Source organism: Mycobacterium sp. IDUB_24, from assembly GCF_055419385.1.
On sequence record NZ_JBVAXO010000004.1, the window covers coordinates 130200 to 147613 of the forward strand.

The window sequence follows — 17414 nt, forward strand, 5'->3', positions numbered from 1 at the left end:
CCCTATCAGGCCATCGTTACAAGGTTGCGCCAGAAAGACTTCAGGCTGTCACTGGCGCCGAACAGTGTCGTGAAGTGGGTGGAATCGACCAGCACGATGTCACCGGCGCGGTCACCGGACGGCGGCATGTGGACCAGTGCGTTGAATTCGGTGTTGCCGGCTAGGGTGAATGGATGCGGCCGGGTCTGGTCGATCAACTGCCGGCCCAGCACTCTGAGGTCCGGCCCCTCGGGCGCGGTCAGCTCGTAGTGTGGCAGGTGCGGATGCAGTGCCAGCGTGGTGACGTCGCGCAACAGGCCGGCGGAATCCAGATCGCGGAAGCCGGTAAGCGGCACAATCTGTTTGGTTCCCTCGACCGTGGCTGGACGCAGGCCCCAGGTGTTGTGCACCGGGATGTTCAATCCGGTCAGCAGTGACCGGGCATAGCCACTGAAGCGCTGGATCCGCGGTGTCAGCGGATCGCCGTGGTGCAGGTACTCCATCTGCTGCTGTTCTTTGTCGTCGGTGAACCCGACGTCATGGTGCGGTGCCAGCATCAGGCAGGTGCCCTCGCGCTTCAACCACTGCTGGATCGCGGCGATCTCCTCTTCAGTGGCGGCCTCGTCGCCGAGCAGGTGGTCCAGGCCGAAGATCATCAGAGTGTCGGTGTCGTCCAGGATGCGTTCATCGATCGGTAACCGGTACCCAGCCTGATCGACCCGTTGAAACACCGCCACCGGATGCCCGGTGGCCTCGCCGGCCACGTCTTGGAAAGCCAGGGACGACCGGTGGAATAATTCCAGCGTTCCGTCGATGCCCTGCAGGAAGTCGCGCGGGTCGTACTCGGGTCCGGCGTAGGCGGGCCAGGTCGCCAGACGAACTTCCGTCATGGTGGAGTACCGGTTGTACAGCAGCGCCGGATCGCGCTGGACCTCCCACGGGTAGCTCCACGACCAATAGATGGAAACCCGTCGTTTGCCGTTGTGCGGCCGGGCGATATGGGCCTGGTTGTACGTGCGGGCGTATGAAAGGGGCGTGGTCATGATGTCACCTTGTTTCTTGTGGGCTCGAGGTTTGTGAGGTAACGCAGCGCGCTCATGCCGGGCAGGAAGAAGTACGCTCCGCCGCGCAGCGTGGTGAACGCCGGTAACCCCTTGTGCACCTTGCGGATCGGCCGCTTCGGAATCGTGAAGTCGAGCGTGCCGTCCTGGGTGCCGCAGATGGGGTCGTGATCGTTGCCGAGATCTTTGAACGCGGTGTCGTTGATCCAGACGTTCTGAGCGAACTCGAACTGGCGCACCAGGCTGGCGCAGATCAGGAACATCCCAACCCCGCGTTCGATTCCGTCGTCGGCCCCCGCTGGCAAGCCTTCGGGCAGCGCGGGCCCGTAGGTGCCGCTGCGCCGGATCAGCCTGCGCCGATTCGGATTAGGTTCGGTATCGCGTGGGTTGAGGCGGCGGGCGTGAGAGCCGAGCGGACACGCGTAGCCGTGCGGATCCATCTCGCCATAGTCGAAATCGTTGTTACGCATCGGATCCGCACCCAGTTCCGGATCGTCGTGTTCGGGTGCCAGTACCAGCGGTGCGCCGCTGCGCCAGCGGCCCATGAACTTGGCGGCCAGTAGCTCCTCGTCCTCGTCGCCCTCGGCGGTCTGCTTCAGGTAGTCGCGGAAGACCCCGACATGTTCCTCGAGCCTGCGGTACGCCATGTAGCTGCCGTTGCGCGAAAGCACCTCGGGCGTGGGCTGGTCCGCCACCAGCCCCTCTTCGTCGGGATATCCGAGGAGGAATTCTCCCGGTTCCAGTGCCCCGCCCGAGCCAGGTATCAGTACCTCTCCGGAACCTTTCATCTGCGGCTGCGATATCGGATCGCGGTACCCGAAGTGATCGTGGTCGTACTCGAACGGTGCGGTGGCGGCCAGATCCAGATGCGACAGCGACCGCACCCCGCGACAGCGAGCCAGTAGTGCGTCGTGCTCGCCGACGCACCGCACGCGCTCCTCCTCGTCCCGGGCGAACAGGATGACTATGGCGTGCAAGTCGTCGCCCGCGAGCCCGCCCACCCAGTGCTGTGGCGCGGCCGCACCGGTGTCCCCGAGGATGTCGGCCCGCGAGGCCATCCCTTCACGGAACTCATCGGGGAAACTCGCCAGCGATTCGTCGTCCAGACCCAACGCGCGCAACCCATTCCAGGTGAAGGCCAGGTTGACCCAACGTTTGAAGACATTGACCGTCTCCCGGACATCGGTGGCCGACTGCACCAGGGGGACCATCTCGGTCAGCCAGGCTCGTCCCGCTTCGGGGGTGTCGAAGGTCAGGAACTCGTACCGACCGGTCAAGTGGGGCGTCCCGGTCAGCATGATGTGCTGGATATCGTCGAATTCGAGGTCGGTCATTGCATCTGGTCCAACATGTCGGAGAACGCGGCCTTGAGCCGCAATGCCTTCTTGACCTCCTCGGACGTGATGTACGGGTACTCGCCATACTCCAGGAAGCTGGGCACCTGGTGGTCGCGAACGAACATGATGAAGGCTTCGGGGTTGGTCTTCCAGTCCTCCGGAAAGCCCACCAGGTGGGTGAACGCCGTGGTGATGCCGGTCGAGCTGAACAGCTTGACGGCATCCTCGGTGTACTTGTCGAAGTCGGTGTCGAAGATGCCCTGGTACTGGAAGTGCACACCGGAGCCGACATCGAACAGTTGCCAGCGCAAGTAATGGAGCTTCAGCGGGGCCAGCACGTCGGGCTGCGCGGCCACAGCTGCCTCGAGTTGCTTGCCGTAATCGCGGATCGCCTGCTCGTGGCCATCGAGCACCTTGGCGATGATGTTGAATCCGTAGCAGGCGGGGGTGCGGGGATAAACCGGGCCGTACCGCCCCCGGGTCAGTTCGAAGTAGCCCTCCTGGGGGAGAGCTAGAGCTGCCGGCTGGGTCCAATCGTTATTTCCGTTGTGCGCCATGGCAACGAGATTATGAGCGCGGCAGTCGCACGTCGTCCCCCGAAACGGGGGAAGACCGCCCGTCAGGCGAGTCGCTCAACTTCGACGAAGACGATGGGGTCGCGGTCGCCGCGGTTCTCGACGGTGTGCTCGGAGCCCGCGGGACGTGAATAGCTCTGTCCGGCTACGAGTTCCGCGACGATCTCCATGCCATCGGCAGTGACGACGTGCATGGTGCCGGTGATCAGCGGGACCACCACGTACTCGTAATCGTGCCGGTGCATCGGTATCGCACCACCGGGATTGATCGTCCACTGGGTGACACGGAACCAGTCATTCTCGAGCTGGATATCACCGTGGGATCCGGTCGGCCTCGTCGCTCCTTGTCTGTTGTCGCCGCACCCGGTGGGACGTCATCCCGGGGGCGGCATATCGAGCATGGCGACGTGATCGGCCTGCCATTGGTAGCGCACTGTGGTGATGGCGGAGGGTGGGCAGGCGTTACATGCGCCTGGAGTCTTGTAGTCGAGGGCGACGGTGTCGTCGGTGGTGCGGGCGGTGTTCAGCGAGGTGAAACCGTAAGCCTTTGACGTCGCGGTGCCGAGGTAGCCGCCGTTGTGAAACATCAGGGCGGTCACGGGGGAGCTGGCGGTGGCTCCCTCGACGGTCACGAGTGCCGTCGACAATGTGGCGCACGGATTGAAATTGCCCTCGATCATGCGTGGGTTGGTCGACCATCTCCAGTCGGTCCCTGGGTAGGGCGCGAGACGTTGTGCCGCCGCCGCGATCTGGGGTGCGGCGAGGTTGATCCCGCAGCCGCTCGGCGGAACGGCGGCGGCCGGCGGCGCCATCGTCGAACTCGCGAGCAACATCGAACCTGCCAACACCACCGGCAATCTCATCGGGTACCTCCCCACCGCCTGGCTAGTGCCCGGCCATCAGAAGTCGGGCGTGCTCACGTCTTCGAGTTCCTGCTCGGGGCCCGTCGGTGCGACCGGCGCAGTGGGAGTGGTCCTGACTTCTGCCGAACCGCACTCCGTGCCGGTGACTCCGGGCGGGCAAAGGCTGTTGCTGCTCGGCGAGTTCGGCACCAGGTAGGGGACACAACTGCCGGTGTAGGTGTCGTTGTCCTCGCCGTTCGGGCACGCCGCCCGCACGGTCGACGGTGTGGGCGAGGCGGCGATCGCGGTGGCCGCTGCCATGACCGCGATCGCGGAGCATGCGGTGACGATCAGGCGTCGGGTAGGGATCAGGGCTGTCATGTCGTTCGCTTTCAGTCGATGACCGCGGTGGCCTTGTGCACCGTGATCGGTGCTGCCAGCTGCTGCTGATCGCAGATCCGTTGCAGTTTCTCCAGTGTCTCAGCCAGACCAGGGCCGGTCCGACGACCGGGGGTGAATGTCGCAGGCAGATGTTTCATGCCCTGGATGACGCCGATGGTCTCGTAGTGGACGGCGCCGTCGGGATCGCATCGGTAGTCCGGCATCCGGTCGAGCACCCCGGTGAGCATCGACTTGAACACCGTGCGAGCCACGTTCGAGCCGATACACCGGTGCACGCCCAAGCCGAAACTGAAGTGGCGGTTACCTGTTCGGTCCATCACCAGATCGTTGGGGCTCTCGAAGACACGCGGGTCGCGGTTGGCCATCGCCCAGGAAAGCCATAACCGCTCGCCCTCCTTGAGTGGCACACCATCCACTTCGATGTCCTCGGCAATGGTGCGACCGTCCCCGGGTGCCGGGGTGAAGAAACGCAGGAACTCCTCGGTCGCCGGGTCGAGCAAACAAGCACGGTCCCGGCTCAACCGCTCACGCTCATCAGGGTGTTGGGAGAGCCACTCGAGGGAGTGCGCGGTCAGTGCCGTCGTGGTGTCGAAGCCGCCGCCGATCAGGAGCATGAGCATGCCCAGGATTTCCGAATCGGGTGCGGGCTCGCCATCGATACGCATCTGGACCATGGCATCGATCAAACCCGGACGCGGATCCTCGCGGATCACGGCAACGTGGCCCATCATGTGCACCGCTGAGGCCACGGACAGGTCGAAGACGCGTTTGGCATCGGGGGAGTCGGCAGGCGTGTACACCGATGCGTGCGCGGGTTCGCAGTAGATCTCCCATTCGGCGAGCGGAACACCCAGCAGGCCGAGCGTCAGCACCGCCGGGACGATGTTCGCCAGATCGTCGACGAAATCGATACGGCCGTCTTCGATCTTCTCGTCCAGGCACGCCCTGACGAGCTCGTCGACGACCGGCTTCCACCGCGCGACCGCGGCGGGCGAGAGGTACCCGTTGAGCGGTGTCCGGTATGCGCGGTGCTCGGGATCGTCCATCTCCAACATGCCCCCGCGGAACTGCGTGCTCACCTCACCGCGCGGAATGTTGATGCCCCGGTAGCCGTTTCGCTCCCCGACGATGTCGTTGTCGTTCGAGATGTGTGGGCAGCGGGCCAGTTCGAAGACCTCGCTGCTGCCGGCGGCCACCCAGTGCCCTCCGTAGGTGTCGGTCCAGGCCAGCGGGCAGGAACCCAGCATCTCGGACGTGATCGGCTCGAACTGGTCGCGATACTGCGGGGTGTGTCGATCGAAGTGGTAGCTGCGCCCGGTATGTCGAGCTTCCGCCGTCGCGCCCTCGGTCATCTGCGCTCCCAACGCCGTTGTGGGTCTGCAGGTCTGAGAATAGGAACTATGCGCGCCGGCGTGGGCGATTCGGGTAGATCACGGCGTCAGATTCAGAATTGCCTTGCCGTACTCGAGGTCGGCGGGCACCGAGATGTGGTCATGGGTGACGAGCCAGACGCCGTCCACGCAGCGCAGGCACGCTGTCCACCGCACCCACATGTCGATGTCGCGGCCACTGGCCAGTGTGCCGCGGACGTGGTTGAGGCTGTGCACGAATGCGAGGTCGCCTTCGGTGGTGACGGTCAACTCGTGCACGTCGTAGCCGATCGGGCCGGTGTATGCGGTGAAGACTTCCTGCCAGGCGCGTCGCTTGTTGTCGTCACCGGCGTACCGCAGCGGTGCCCCGAGATCGAAGGACACGACGTCGGGCGCATAGAGGGCAGTCAGAGTGTCGAGATCGCGCGCACGGATCGCGTTGACGCCGTCGGCGATGCGCTGTCGAATGGCGGCTTCAGTCACGAATGTCACGGTAGGTCAGGGTGAGCTCAAACCGGCGCGGTTCGCCGTGACTCCCTTTCGCACTTGCTGTGCCGGACTTGCCGCGACAAGTTACAGTTCCGTCAATCTCATGTAATTCTCAGGATAGGGCTTGTGCATGGAACTTGCTGTTCGCCCGTGGTTGGCCACCGGAGTGGCGATGGTCGGCGCGACCGCGGTGGCGTTGTCGCCGGTCACGCCGTCGTGGCAGGCGCCCGCTGTGCAGGTGGCAGCCCCGGCGGTCGCCGCTGAGTTCCAGCTCACCGACTTCGAGCTTCCCTACATTCTGACGTTGCCGATCGTGCGGCAGTCGATCCGCAACTGGGCCGAGAACTGGGCCGTCTACCTGGCTGGGCTGGGCCAGGCCGGGATCGGTCTGGGACAGTCGGTGCTGGCGATCCCCGGCGTCACGGTGGAGATCATCCAGCAGGTTTTCGATCTGGACTTCGTCGGGGCGTTCGACACCTTCACCCAGGCGGTGCGGGATTCGGTGATCGCAGTTGGTCAGCCGCTCTTGGATTCGGCGATCTGGCGCAACCAGAAGTATCTGGTGGTGCAGGCCGCGATGGAGGCCGCGTGGCCTCGGGCTGTCATCGATGTCGCCAACGGATTCCTCGATGCCGGCAGCGGCGCCGTGAACGCGTTCATCCTGGGCACGCAGAATTTGGTCGCCGCCATACTCACCTTCGATCTGGGCAACATCGTCGACGCCACGGTAGACGGAACGAAGAACTTCCTTATCTCCCTCGGGGACGGGGCGAGGTCGATCGTCGACGGCATCGAGGCCGCTCAGTTCGGGATCACCACCGCGCTGGCGACCGCACCACCACCGCGGCCCACCTTCGACACCGCGCAACTGCGCGTTCCGTCAGCCGCGGCGCCGGTCAGTCTCGGGGCGCCGTTCAAGGCTGTCACCATCGACGTCCCCGACGTCCCCGAGGTCCAGCCGGATCTGGAAGCGCCCGCCAAACTGGCTGCCGCAACAGAGGATTCACCGGTTTCGAAGAAGAAGGTCGCTGACCGCACCGCTGTCAAGGCCGCGCTGAAACAGGTTGGGGCCGACGTCAAGAGCCTCAGTGACCGGGTGACGGCCAATCTGAACAACGACGCAGACGGCAAGACGCGCGTCGGCGTCAACGCCGACAGCAAGGCTCAGGGCAAGAAGGGGTCCACTGCCGCCGCGAAGCCTGCCGGTCGGCACTCCGAACGCGGCGAGGGCTGAGTCACATCCCGAGAATCAGTCGGCAGGATTGATTCCGAGGTCGGCGAGCAGGACACGAACCCGACGCCCGATGTCGTCGCGAATCGGACGGACCGCTTCGACTCCGAGGCCGGCCGGATCGGCCAACTCCCAGTTCTCGTAACGCTTGCCGGGGAAGTACGGACACGTGTCCCCGCATCCCATTGTCACGACGACGTCGGCCGCCTCGACGATCTCGTCGGTCCATCGCCGAGGTTGCCGGTGCGCGATGTCGATACCGACTTCGGCCATCGCCGCCACGGCCGCGGGGTTGACCATCTCGGCAGGCTCCGAGCCTCCCGAGAACACGGATGCCCGGTCTCCGGCGAGGTGGGCGAAGTAGCCCATCGCGATCTGGGACCGGCCCGCGTTATGCGTGCACAGGAACAACACGCTGGGGCGGTCGTGCTCGGCCATCAACTGCTCCTCACGGGTTGGTCGTGTCCTGCGGCGGCGAACCGGCGTCGCAAGCCCAGTGACACGTAGACCAGCGCCACCAGTACGGGCACTTCGATGAGCGGGCCGACCACACCTGCCAGAGCCTGGCCGGAGGTCGCGCCGTACGTCGCGATCGCCACCGCGATGGCCAGTTCGAAGTTGTTGCCTGCGGCCGTGAACGCCAGGGTGGTGGTGCGCTCGTACCCCAGCCCCAGGATCGCTCCCAGCGCGTATCCGCCGCCCCACATGATCGCGAAATACGCCAGCAGTGGCAGTGCGATGCGTGCGACATCCCACGGACGTCCGGCGATCTGGTCGCCCTGAAGCGCGAACAGCACCACGATGGTGAACAGCAGGCCGTACAGGGCCCACGGACCAATGCGCGGCAGGAATGTCGATTCGTACCAGTCCCGGCCCTTCGCGGATTCGCCGATGCGGCGCGACAGGTAGCCGGCCAGGAGCGGGACACCCAGGAAGATGATCACCGACTTGGCGATCTGCCATGGCGAGGTATCGATGCGAGCCTGCTCAAGGCCGAGCCAGCCGGGCAGAACCGACAGGTAGAACCAGCCGAGCACGGCGAACATGAGCACTTGAAAGATCGAATTGAGGGCGACCAGTACCGCGGCGGCCTCACGGTCGCCGCAGGCCAGGTCGTTCCAGATGATGACCATGGCGATGCAACGGGCCAGTCCGACGATGATGAGACCTGTTCGGTACTCGGGCAGATCAGGCAGAAAGAGCCAGGCCAGAGCGAACATCAGGGCAGGGCCCAGCACCCAGTTGAGGATCAGCGAGCTGATCAACAGCTTGCGATCACCGGTCACGCGGTCGAGCCGGTCGTAGCGCACCTTCGCCAGGACCGGGTACATCATGATCAGCAGGCCGAGGGCGATCGGCAGCGAGATGCCGTCGATCTGAACGTGGTTCAGTGCGGTGTTGACTCCGGGAACGAGCCTTCCGAGCAGCAGGCCCGCGGCCATCGCCATGGCGATCCACAGCGGCAGGAGCCGGTCCAGCGTCGAAAGTCGCGCGGGTACAACCTGGTTCACGATGTGCAGCAGGCGCTGCCGGGTTCGGCGCCATCGAGTGCGGGTGAATTGGTGCCGAAGGATTCCGAGTCGGCGAGAACTGTGTAGACCTCCCACTTCTCGCCGGCGGGCCCGCTGACCCACACCTTGTCCTGGGTGGCGAAGCAACAGGTGGTGCCGATCTCCTCCTCGGTGAACAGGCCTTCGTCCGTGAGGCGGGCGATCTCCGCGTGCACCTGCTCACTGGACTCGACCTCGACACCGAGATGATTGAGTGTCCCGCCGTGCCCGGGGTTTTCGATGAGCACCAGTTTCAGCGGGGGAGCGGCGATGGCGAAGTTGGCATAGCCGGGCTTGACCTTCGCCGGAGCCGTGTTGAAGAGCTTCGAGTAGAACGTGATGGCTTCGTCGAGATCATCGACGTTCAAGGCGAGTTGTGCACGCGACATGACAGGCTCCCAACCTCTGCGACTTATGTCGAACTATCCGGGCAGCATCGATGATGCCACCTCTTCGACGTATGTCAATATCCTCTGGCAGGATGGGTACATGCCCAAAGCGTTGCCGGTGGTCGACACCTCCGAACCGGTCTGCTGCTCACCCGTGGCGGCCGGCCCGATCGATGACGATGGAGCGCTGGAGATCGCCTTGAGGCTGAAAGCGCTGGCCGACCCGGTGCGGGTCAAGCTCGTGTCGCTGCTGTTCAGTGCGGAGGCCGGAGAAGTCTGCGGGTGTGATCTGGCGGCTGCGGTCGGCTTGGCGGAATCCACCGTCAGCCATCATCTGTCGCAATTGCGGCGCGCGGGAATGGTGGAGTCCGAACGGCGCGGGATGAACGTCTACCACCGCCCGCGCCGGGACTCGCTCGTCGCGTTGTGCACCGTGCTCGATCCGAACTGCTGTCGCTAGGGCGCGCCGGAGCCGTCGGGCCCGGGCATGGCTCTGCGTCAGACGCACTCGACGCAGAGTTGCTGCTCACCCTTCTGCAGCGCCAGCCGGTTGCGGTGCTGCACCAGGAAGCAGCTGGAACAGGTGAACTCGTCAGCCTGCTTGGGGACGACCCGCACGCTCAGCTCCTCGCCGGAAATGTCGGCGTCGGGAAGGTCGAACGAATCGACCACCTCGTCCTCGTCGATGACCGCAGTGTTGGCCGCGGCGCGTCGCTGAGTGGCGAGTTCTTCGAGCGACTCTTCGCTCGCCTCGTCCGTTTCCTTGACACGCGGGGCGTCGTAATCAGTAGCCATAGATGATCCTCCTAAGTCCAAGACCAATGTTTTTGGCCAACGCCGCAGCGGGACTCCTTGTTCCCCGGGCGAACAGCCTGTAAACGTCGGATGCACCGTAGCGGTTCAAACGCTCGCAGTCTTCATAGGGGCGCGTGATCCTGAGTACAGTCGTCGGCGTGCATGACGATGTCAGAGGTTCGGACGCCGAGATTTTCGATGACGCTGAGGTTGATGAGTACCTCGATGACGACGATGCGGAACTGGAGGACCTGGACGCCAACGGCCAGGTGATCTCGATCCGTCGCGCCAATGGCGAGGAGCTTCTCACCATCGTCGCCCAGGATGACGAGTGGAATGTCGACCTGCAGCCCGGGGGCTCCGTGCAGAGCGCGTTCCTCGGTTCGCGACGCGACACCCCGGTGTGGATCAACGCTCTTGACGGCCAGATCGAGCGTGACGAGGACGGCACCTACGTCATCCGGATCGACTGACCTTCGCAGCTCTTTGCGCTCGTAGTGACGGCGAACTAGGGCGCCGACGGGCGTTGGTCACCCGTATGTGGGTGCGGACACATAGGCCCATGTATTCGCGGCGGATCACATGTGGGCGGTGCTGCTTTTAGAGCCGCCGGCGCAGACCCGGAGATCGGCGATGGGGTCACTGTGTGTAGGACACCGGTAATTGGCTACTGACACCAGGGGCGGCTTGTAGCAGCAGTTCGCACGACCAGGGACAAGTTGCGTCTGGGTTGTCGTAGGCCAGTCGTACAGTCACGGCATGCAGATGCGCTACCGGTATCGGATCGAACCGACACCGGTTCAGCAGACGGTATTGGCGCGGGTGTTTGGGTGCTGTCGGGTGGTGTTCAACGATGCGCTGCGGGTCCGCGACGACGCGTATCGGGCTGGGATCAAACTGTCCGACAGCGATATCCAGCGCCGTGTCATCACCGCGGCCAAGACATCACCCGAACGGTCCTGGTTGTGCGAGGTGCCCAGTGTTGCGCTGGTGCAGTCGGTCAACGATTCGCGGCGGGCTTGGCGCAACTTCTTTGATTCGGCGACCGGGAAACGCAAGGGCCGCAGGCTTGGCCGGCCCCGGATGAAATCTCGCAAGGATCACCGGCAGTCGTTTCGGCTCACTCGCAATGGATTCTCGGTCCGGCCCAGTGGACGGTTGCATCTGGCCAAGGTCGGTGAGGTCAGGGTGCGCTGGTCGCGGGAACTGCCCAGCGGCCCCTCTTCGGTCACGATTATTCGAGAACCCGACGGCCACTTCTATGCCAGTTTCGTCGTCGAAGTGGCACCGTCGCGATTACCTGTGGTGGATAGGCAGGCTGGGGTCGACGTTGGGATCACGCGACTGGCGACGGTCGCGACTACCGATGGGCAGCGGGCAGATATCGCGAACCCGAGACACTTGGCACGCAAGCAGCGCAAGTTGGTGCGGTTGGAACGGGAGAAGTCCCGTCGGCAGAAAGGATCAGTCAACAGGGGAAAGACACGGCGCAAGCTGGCTGTCGCGCACAGCGCGGTGGCGCGGGCGCGGCGGGACTATCACCACAAGCAGGCTTTGGCGTTGGTTCGCGAGAACCAAGTGATCCACGTCGAAGACCTCAACGTCGTGGGTATGGTCAAGAACCGTCGGCTGGCGCGGGCGATCTCGGATGCCGGCTGGGGACAGTTCGTGCGGATCATCGGCGAGAAGGCCAGCCATTACGGGCGCACTGTGCACACGGTGTCGCGATGGCTGGCGTCGAGTAAGACGTGCTCGGCGTGTGGTCATCGCCTCGACGAAATCTCACTACGGACCCGCCAGTGGATATGCCCGTTATGTGGAGCTGACCACGATCGTGACTACAACGCCGCCAAGGTTATTCTCGCCGCCGGTCGGGCGGAGAGACTAAACGCCTGTGGAGCCCCGATAAGTCCTCCCACCAATCGGGAGGCGCGGGGCGACGAAACAGGAAGCACCCCGACCGCGGCCTAGCCGCACGGGAATCCCGTTCAGTCATCGCGGGCAGCGCGTCAAAAGGCCAACAGCTGGCACCCAGCCGGGCGATCGCCGGCGATGCATCTCGCTACTCCGAGGTCATCGCGCCCGTCGCGTTGGCCGGCTGACCGGGCCTGCCGGTCAGAGCCGGTCCATCTCCCGAGCCATCAGGCTGTTCTCGAGATAACTGCACGGTGGCGGGTAGTACGTGCGGGCGCGTCGGGCCCGCCAGTGCTCCGTCGCCGAGGACACCGCATGCGACACCATCGTGATGACGTTGTGGTGCGCGTGGGTCCCTGCTGCCGCGGCAGTACTGAACAGGACCTGCTGTTCGGTGATGAGCACCGGCTTGTGCGTGTGCCGGCGCATCGTGGTCTGTGCTGAGGCTTCACGTCGGACGGCGGAAACCTGATGGAAAACGCTCATGTCGAACTTCCTCTGAACCAAGCGTCGTACTGTCCAACGCTGTTATGCAGAAAACGTACGACTGACCGCAGTCATTCCTCACGCGTAGTGCACTACCTCAGTAAGGTGCATCTGCGACCGAACGTTCTTTTACAGGACCGGTTCTCACGGCGGCGAGATCGACAGGGCGGGTGATTTGTAAAGCCCACCACGCGGGTTGCCATCGGCCGATGGCGTGACGGTCCGGCTGTTCCCCGCGCAACTATCTTCCAGCACAGGGTAATTCGATGTCCCGTGCGACCCCTGTGACGCAGTCACCCGCCTCGGAGCGGCGGCGAATGGTGCCGGCTTGAGCTGCGCGCTCCGTGGCGGCCGCCCGCCAGTGGAGCCCTTCGCATGATCGAGTCGCCGAACCGTGGCCGGTAAATACCGCCCTAATCGCGGTGACGGCGATAGCGTGAGGACTCGTCGTTTCATACCTGGATAGGAGACTGGGCGATGAGAGCCGAATCCGCGTCGGGCGAGGGTATCGCCGGAATCATCCGGTCCCCGCACCGGCTGCTGGCCGCCGTCGTGGCCGTGCTGGTCGGGCTGTTCGGGGCCGCGATGCTAGCGCCGGCCCGAGCCGCCGCCGATGGTGAGACCTACATCGTCGCTACCGACATCACCTTTGCGCCGTTCGAATTCCAGGATGTCGACGGGAAATTCGTCGGCATCGACATCGACCTCATCAACGAGATCGCGGCCAACCAGAACTTCCACATCACGATCAAGCCACTGGGCTTCGATGCCGCGCTGCAGGCCGTTCAGGCCAATCAGGCCGACGGCGTGATCGCCGGCATGTCGATCACCGACGAGCGCAAGAAGGTGTTCGACTTCTCCGACCCGTACTTCGAATCCGGCGTGCAGATGGCGGTGCTGGCCGCCAACGAGGACATCAAGTCCTACGCCGACCTCAAGGGCAAGCGGGTCGCCGTCAAGAACGGCACCCAAGGTGCCGAATTCGCGGCGTCGATCAAGGACAAGTACGGCTTCCAGATCGTCTCGTTCGCGGATTCGGCCTCGATGTTCGAGGAAGTCAAGACCGGAAACTCCGTTGCGGTCTTCGAGGACTATCCGGTGCTCGCGTATGGCATCCAGCAGGGCAACGGCTTCAAAACCGTGACGCCGAAGGAGAAGGGCTCCAGCTATGGCTTCGCGGTCAACAAAGGGCGAAACGCCGAACTGCTGACAAAGTTCAACGCGGGCCTCAAGGAGCTCAAGGACTCCGGCCGGTACGACGAGATCGTCGAGAAATACCTCGGCGAGGGGGCCTCGGTCTCCGACAACTCCTTCGCCGGACTACTCAAGAGCACCTTCCCGTTCCTGATGACCGGCTTGAAGATGACGCTGATCCTCACCGTGGTGTCGATCGCCATCGCGCTGGTGCTCGGTGTCATCTTCGGCCTCTTCCGGGTGTCACGGTCGATTGTGTTGCGGGGCATCGGCACGACGTTCGTCGACATCTTTCGTGGCACGCCGCTGCTGGTGCAGGCCTTCTTCATCTATTTCGGCATACCGACGGCCCTGGGATTCCAGATGACCGCACTGACCGCGGGCATCATCACGCTTTCGCTCAACGCCGGTGCCTATATGACCGAGATCGTCCGAGGCGGAATCCAGTCGGTGGACAAGGGGCAGATGGAGGCGGCCCGCAGTCTCGGTATCGGTTACCTACCGACGATGCGTAAAGTCATTCTGCCGCAGGCAATTCGGACCATGATCCCGTCGTACATCAACCAGTTCGTCATCACCCTCAAGGACACCTCGATCCTGTCGGTGATCGGTATCGCCGAGCTGACCCAGACCGGGCGGCTGATCATCGCCCGTAACTACCAGTCGTTCACCATGTGGCTGATCATCGGCATCATCTACTTCGTCGTCATCATGACGTTGACGAAACTTTCTGATCGGCTCGAGAAGAGGATGGTGAAATGACCCAGTTGGTACCGGAAGCCGCGGCCGCCGAGCCCGAGGGCACCGTCAAGATCCGCATCGAGGGCCTCAAGAAGTCATTCGGCGATCTGGTGGTGCTCGACGGCATCGACACCACGATCAGCAAGGGTGAGGTGGTTTGCGTCATCGGGCCGTCAGGATCGGGCAAATCCACCTTCCTGCGGTGTCTCAACAAGCTCGAGGACATCACCGCCGGCAAGGTCACGGTGGACGAGTTCGACCTCACCGACCGGCGGGTGAACCTGGACAAGGTCCGTCAGCACATCGGCATGGTGTTCCAGCATTTCAACCTGTTCCCGCACATGACCGTGATCGACAACGTGACGCTGGCGCCGCTGTTGACCAAGAAGATGAACAAGGCTGCGGCCGAGAAACGCGCCATGGAGTTGCTGACCCAGGTGGGCCTGGCCGAGAAGGCCAAGGTCAAGCCGGCCACGTTGTCCGGTGGTCAGAAGCAGCGTGTCGCCATCGCCCGGGCCCTGGCGATGAACCCGTCGATCATGTTGTTCGACGAGGCCACCAGTGCGCTGGACCCCGAGATGGTCGGCGACGTGCTGCAGGTACTGCGGGATCTGGCCGAAGGCGGCATGACGATGGTGGTGGTGACCCACGAGATGGGTTTCGCCCGCGAGGTGGCATCCAGGGTGATCTTCATGGCCGACGGCAACATCGTCGAGGACGACTCGCCGGCTGAGGTCTTCGACAACCCGAAACATCCTCGGCTGCAGGAGTTTCTGTCGAAGGTGCTGTAGCGCCTATTTCACGAAGAGACCGGCGACCAGTGCCCGGGCCACCGCGCCGGCATCGCGACGGGCCGCGGCGGGATCGTCGGCGCTCGCAATCAGCAGGGCTGCTTCGTCCAGCGCCCCGATGAGCATCGACGCGAGGGTTTCGACGGGGAGGCCAGGGAGTTCACCGGCCTCGACGGCACTGCCTATGCCCTCGCGCAACGTACCGAGGTAGTTGCGATTGTCGATCTCACGCATCTGCGCGAATCCCAGGGCGGCCGGCGCCTGCAAGACGCTGATCCGGGCCACGGTGGGGTCGAGGCAGCCGTCGAGGAACTCGTCGATGCCGGCCTCAAGCTGCGCTCTGCTGCTGTCGTGGGCCAGGGCCGCCGGGAGTACCCGCGCGGCCAGTTGGCCTTCGACGTCCTCGTAGACCGCCCGGAACACGGCTTCCTTGGTGGGGAAGTGGTAGTACAGGGCGTTTCGAGTGACGGCCGCGACGCGCGCGATGTCACCGGTGGAGACGGCTGCGTAGCCCCGTTCGACGAACAGCGCGCGGGCGGCGGCGACCAGTGCCGAGCGGGTGGTTTCGCTGCGTTGTTCGCGGCCGTCGCGGGCGTCTTCGTTCACTCAGGAATTTTAACAAGCTGTATGTATTGATGTTCTGAGCTGCATGTGTTTGCATACAGTCTGTATTGATTTATGTCCATGCGGCGAGAGGCCAGGTAGATGAACACACTGAGCTCCCGACGGATGATTCCGCTGCCCTGCGGCTCGGTCGGTGTGCGCGAATCCGGGGCCGGCCGCCCCGTCGTCCTGCTGCACGGCCTCGTGGCCAACGGACTGGTCTGGCGTCAGGTGGCTGACTGCCTCGGGGCCGGAATTCGTTGTATCGCCCCGGATCTGGCGCTGGGATCGCATACTCCGGCGGTCCCCGGCGCCGACCTCACCCTGCCTGGGCTGGCCCGGACCGTTGTCGACCTCCTCGACGCTCTGGAAATAGAGCAGGCGGTGCTGGTCGGCAACGGCTACGGCGGCGACATCGCCCAGGTGGTCGCGGCCGAGTACCCGCAACGGGTCGAGGCCCTGGTACTCATCGCCACCAACGCGTTCGACTCCGACCCATGGCCGGTCAAGGTACTTGCGCGGCTCGCCTCGCTGCCCGGCGCCGGGCTGTTGCAGTCGGCGTTGATCGGGTTCAAACCCGTGCAACGCCTCCGGATCACATACGGCGGCGCCACCAAACGCCCCATTCCTGCCGACATCATGGCCTCCTACCTACAGCCGCTGCGCAGTGACGGTCTGGTGCGAAACGATTTTCGTCGGTTTCTCCATGGGCTATCGCCGGCGTATCTGGCGAAGTACTCACCGCGGTTGACCGACTACGAGCGACCCGCACTCGTGGTCTGGCCGCGCGAGGAGCGTTATTTCCCTGCCGAAGGGGCCTCGCGTCTTGCGCGGACGCTGCCGCGCGCGACGCTGAAATTCGTCGACGACTCCTATGCCTGGGTGCCAGAAGACAATCCGGCGCCGCTGGTGAGTCTGCTCGGCGAATTCCTCCGGCGCCTCGACCGCCCGGCTGAATCCGATCAGCCCTGCTCGACCACGTTGGACTGACCCGAATTGCTTACCTCGGGTTCCCCGCTGCGGTAGGTGACGCGGTTGTCGAATCCTGACACCCCGATGGTGTCGGCGGATTCGACGGTGATGACATTCTCGACGCCGGACACGGTCAGGGCCGCGCAGTGGCCGATGATCTCCAGCTCGTTCTCGATGCCGCTGACGATCACGGTATTGTCCCGGCATTCGACGGTCCGGTGCTCGCTGATACCCGAGACGATCACCGTCGCTCCTGCCGGAACCTCCGTCGGTGCAACGGATCCGGGCATTGGCATCCCGCTGACCGTTGTCTGTCGGATGGTGGTCGACTGGCTGTCGGTGACCGTGTCGGTGTCGGTGTCGGACTTGCTCGCGTCGGTATTGCCGAACGCCACCACGGCCGCGATACCGCCGGCGACCAGGATCACCGTCACCGCGCCGAACAGCATGAAGAACGGCGCGGCGCCCGATTTGCGTCGCGGTTGTGGCGGGGCGGGGTAAGGCTCGTAACCCGGCCACGGAGCCGGGGGTCCCGGCGGCGGTGGCGGGAACGCGTTGGTCCACGGCCGAGTCGGGGGCGGTCCGGAAGGACCCGTGGTCTTGCCGGTGCCGAGCTCGGACGCATGGGCGGCTTCGGCGAGTGGGCGCTCGAGCTCCCGGATGCGGGCCTCGGGGTCGTCCTTCGGATCCATG

The 17414-nt window shown here is 64.3% G+C and carries 19 protein-coding genes and 2 pseudogenes; 7 read left to right on the forward strand and 14 right to left on the reverse strand.

Features of this window, described 5'->3' with window-relative positions:
- Positions 1–5 precede the first annotated feature (5 nt).
- The 8 genes and pseudogenes from ACZYZF_RS15975 to ACZYZF_RS16010 form a co-directional block, all read right to left on the reverse strand.
- Positions 6–1022: a hypothetical protein gene (locus tag ACZYZF_RS15975; RefSeq protein ID WP_463836250.1), complete on the reverse strand. Its 1017-nt coding sequence runs from the start codon at positions 1020–1022 to the stop codon at positions 6–8.
- Positions 1019–2374: a Dyp-type peroxidase gene (locus tag ACZYZF_RS15980; RefSeq protein WP_463836251.1), complete on the reverse strand. Its 1356-nt coding sequence runs from the start codon at positions 2372–2374 to the stop codon at positions 1019–1021. Before ACZYZF_RS15980 ends, ACZYZF_RS15975 begins: the two co-directional genes overlap by 4 nt.
- Positions 2371–2934 (reverse strand): hypothetical protein, encoded by a 564-nt coding sequence (locus ACZYZF_RS15985; RefSeq protein ID WP_463746218.1) that lies wholly within the window; start codon positions 2932–2934, stop codon positions 2371–2373. The genes ACZYZF_RS15980 and ACZYZF_RS15985 overlap by 4 nt, the downstream gene beginning before the upstream one ends.
- 62 nt (positions 2935–2996) lie before the next feature.
- Positions 2997–3287: pseudogene (locus ACZYZF_RS15990) on the reverse strand (cupin domain-containing protein); the annotation flags it as partial.
- A gap of 39 nt (positions 3288–3326) precedes the next feature.
- The gene (locus ACZYZF_RS15995; RefSeq protein WP_463836252.1) at positions 3327–3815 is read right to left on the reverse strand and encodes an LppP/LprE family lipoprotein; all 489 of its coding nucleotides are present in this window, start codon (positions 3813–3815) and stop codon (positions 3327–3329) included.
- A gap of 36 nt (positions 3816–3851) precedes the next feature.
- Positions 3852–4175, reverse strand: a complete 324-nt coding sequence (locus ACZYZF_RS16000; RefSeq protein WP_463836253.1) for a hypothetical protein — start codon at positions 4173–4175, stop codon at positions 3852–3854.
- Between the two features lie 11 nt (positions 4176–4186).
- Positions 4187–5548: a cytochrome P450 gene (locus ACZYZF_RS16005; protein ID WP_463836254.1), complete on the reverse strand. Its 1362-nt coding sequence runs from the start codon at positions 5546–5548 to the stop codon at positions 4187–4189.
- 78 nt (positions 5549–5626) lie between these two features.
- Positions 5627–6049 (reverse strand): YybH family protein, encoded by a 423-nt coding sequence (locus tag ACZYZF_RS16010; protein WP_463746222.1) that lies wholly within the window; start codon positions 6047–6049, stop codon positions 5627–5629.
- A gap of 136 nt (positions 6050–6185) precedes the next feature.
- On the opposite strand from ACZYZF_RS16010, the gene ACZYZF_RS16015 reads away from it, so the two are divergent.
- Entirely contained in the window at positions 6186–7289 is a 1104-nt protein-coding gene (locus ACZYZF_RS16015) for a hypothetical protein (RefSeq protein WP_463836255.1), read from the forward strand.
- A gap of 15 nt (positions 7290–7304) precedes the next feature.
- On the opposite strand, the pseudogene arsB reads toward ACZYZF_RS16015, so the two are convergent.
- Positions 7305–8809, reverse strand: a pseudogene (gene arsB, locus ACZYZF_RS16020) (ACR3 family arsenite efflux transporter).
- Positions 8794–9225 (reverse strand): ArsI/CadI family heavy metal resistance metalloenzyme, encoded by a 432-nt coding sequence (locus ACZYZF_RS16025; protein ID WP_463746224.1) that lies wholly within the window; start codon positions 9223–9225, stop codon positions 8794–8796. Before ACZYZF_RS16025 ends, arsB begins: the two are co-directional and overlap by 16 nt.
- A gap of 100 nt (positions 9226–9325) precedes the next feature.
- Here ACZYZF_RS16025 and ACZYZF_RS16030 point away from each other — a divergent pair, with 100 nt between their 5' ends.
- Positions 9326–9685: an Rv2640c family ArsR-like transcriptional regulator gene (locus tag ACZYZF_RS16030; RefSeq protein WP_044519995.1), complete on the forward strand. Its 360-nt coding sequence runs from the start codon at positions 9326–9328 to the stop codon at positions 9683–9685.
- Positions 9686–9723: 38 nt separating this feature from the next.
- On the opposite strand, the gene ACZYZF_RS16035 is transcribed toward ACZYZF_RS16030, so the two are convergent.
- Positions 9724–10020: a DUF4193 domain-containing protein gene (locus ACZYZF_RS16035; protein ID WP_463746225.1), complete on the reverse strand. Its 297-nt coding sequence runs from the start codon at positions 10018–10020 to the stop codon at positions 9724–9726.
- Positions 10021–10178: 158 nt separating this feature from the next.
- Between ACZYZF_RS16035 and ACZYZF_RS16040 the strand changes: the two genes are divergently transcribed.
- Positions 10179–10493, forward strand: a complete 315-nt coding sequence (locus ACZYZF_RS16040) for a hypothetical protein (RefSeq protein ID WP_463836256.1) — start codon at positions 10179–10181, stop codon at positions 10491–10493.
- Positions 10494–10779: 286 nt separating this feature from the next.
- Positions 10780–11991, forward strand: coding sequence for an RNA-guided endonuclease InsQ/TnpB family protein (locus ACZYZF_RS16045; RefSeq protein WP_463836257.1), 1212 nt, complete (start codon positions 10780–10782; stop codon positions 11989–11991).
- A 144-nt stretch (positions 11992–12135) separates the two neighbouring features.
- Here the strand turns inward: ACZYZF_RS16045 and ACZYZF_RS16050 are convergent, their stop codons facing one another.
- Positions 12136–12420, reverse strand: a complete 285-nt coding sequence (locus ACZYZF_RS16050) for a hypothetical protein (RefSeq protein ID WP_463836258.1) — start codon at positions 12418–12420, stop codon at positions 12136–12138.
- 477 nt (positions 12421–12897) lie between these two features.
- Between ACZYZF_RS16050 and ACZYZF_RS16055 the strand changes: the two genes are divergently transcribed.
- The gene (locus ACZYZF_RS16055) at positions 12898–14376 is read left to right on the forward strand and encodes an amino acid ABC transporter substrate-binding protein/permease (RefSeq protein WP_463836259.1); all 1479 of its coding nucleotides are present in this window, start codon (positions 12898–12900) and stop codon (positions 14374–14376) included.
- Positions 14373–15146: an amino acid ABC transporter ATP-binding protein gene (locus tag ACZYZF_RS16060; RefSeq protein WP_463746230.1), complete on the forward strand. Its 774-nt coding sequence runs from the start codon at positions 14373–14375 to the stop codon at positions 15144–15146. The genes ACZYZF_RS16055 and ACZYZF_RS16060 overlap by 4 nt, the downstream gene beginning before the upstream one ends.
- A 3-nt stretch (positions 15147–15149) precedes the next feature.
- On the opposite strand, the gene ACZYZF_RS16065 is transcribed toward ACZYZF_RS16060, so the two are convergent.
- Positions 15150–15752, reverse strand: coding sequence for a TetR/AcrR family transcriptional regulator (locus ACZYZF_RS16065; protein WP_463746231.1), 603 nt, complete (start codon positions 15750–15752; stop codon positions 15150–15152).
- 99 nt (positions 15753–15851) lie between these two features.
- Between ACZYZF_RS16065 and ACZYZF_RS16070 the strand changes: the two genes are divergently transcribed.
- Positions 15852–16739 carry an alpha/beta fold hydrolase gene (locus ACZYZF_RS16070; RefSeq protein ID WP_463836260.1) on the forward strand — a complete coding sequence of 296 codons (888 nt, stop codon included), beginning with the start codon at positions 15852–15854 and terminating at the stop codon, positions 16737–16739.
- Here the strand turns inward: ACZYZF_RS16070 and ACZYZF_RS16075 are convergent.
- A complete protein-coding gene (locus ACZYZF_RS16075; RefSeq protein ID WP_463836261.1) occupies positions 16712–17413 on the reverse strand; it encodes a DUF3060 domain-containing protein in 702 nt (233 codons plus the stop codon). The genes ACZYZF_RS16070 and ACZYZF_RS16075 overlap by 28 nt on opposite strands.
- Position 17414: the final 1 nt, after the last annotated feature.

Bases quoted from the DNA above. Each gene is read 5' to 3' on its own strand.
- ACZYZF_RS15975 (WP_463836250.1), bottom strand. From the start codon at position 1,022: ATGACCACGCCCCTTTCATACGCCCGCACGTACAACCAGGCCCATATC.
- ACZYZF_RS15980 (WP_463836251.1), bottom strand. From the start codon at position 2,374: ATGACCGACCTCGAATTCGACGATATCCAGCACATCATGCTGACCGGG.
- ACZYZF_RS15985 (WP_463746218.1), bottom strand. From the start codon at position 2,934: ATGGCGCACAACGGAAATAACGATTGGACCCAGCCGGCAGCTCTAGCT.
- ACZYZF_RS15995 (WP_463836252.1), bottom strand. From the start codon at position 3,815: ATGAGATTGCCGGTGGTGTTGGCAGGTTCGATGTTGCTCGCGAGTTCG.
- ACZYZF_RS16000 (WP_463836253.1), bottom strand. From the start codon at position 4,175: ATGACAGCCCTGATCCCTACCCGACGCCTGATCGTCACCGCATGCTCC.
- ACZYZF_RS16005 (WP_463836254.1), bottom strand. From the start codon at position 5,548: ATGACCGAGGGCGCGACGGCGGAAGCTCGACATACCGGGCGCAGCTAC.
- ACZYZF_RS16015 (WP_463836255.1), top strand. From the start codon at position 6,186: ATGGAACTTGCTGTTCGCCCGTGGTTGGCCACCGGAGTGGCGATGGTC.
- ACZYZF_RS16025 (WP_463746224.1), bottom strand. From the start codon at position 9,225: ATGTCGCGTGCACAACTCGCCTTGAACGTCGATGATCTCGACGAAGCC.
- ACZYZF_RS16030 (WP_044519995.1), top strand. From the start codon at position 9,326: ATGCCCAAAGCGTTGCCGGTGGTCGACACCTCCGAACCGGTCTGCTGC.
- ACZYZF_RS16035 (WP_463746225.1), bottom strand. From the start codon at position 10,020: ATGGCTACTGATTACGACGCCCCGCGTGTCAAGGAAACGGACGAGGCG.
- ACZYZF_RS16045 (WP_463836257.1), top strand. From the start codon at position 10,780: ATGCAGATGCGCTACCGGTATCGGATCGAACCGACACCGGTTCAGCAG.
- ACZYZF_RS16050 (WP_463836258.1), bottom strand. From the start codon at position 12,420: ATGAGCGTTTTCCATCAGGTTTCCGCCGTCCGACGTGAAGCCTCAGCA.
- ACZYZF_RS16055 (WP_463836259.1), top strand. From the start codon at position 12,898: ATGAGAGCCGAATCCGCGTCGGGCGAGGGTATCGCCGGAATCATCCGG.
- ACZYZF_RS16060 (WP_463746230.1), top strand. From the start codon at position 14,373: ATGACCCAGTTGGTACCGGAAGCCGCGGCCGCCGAGCCCGAGGGCACC.
- ACZYZF_RS16070 (WP_463836260.1), top strand. From the start codon at position 15,852: ATGAACACACTGAGCTCCCGACGGATGATTCCGCTGCCCTGCGGCTCG.
- ACZYZF_RS16075 (WP_463836261.1), bottom strand. From the start codon at position 17,413: ATGGATCCGAAGGACGACCCCGAGGCCCGCATCCGGGAGCTCGAGCGC.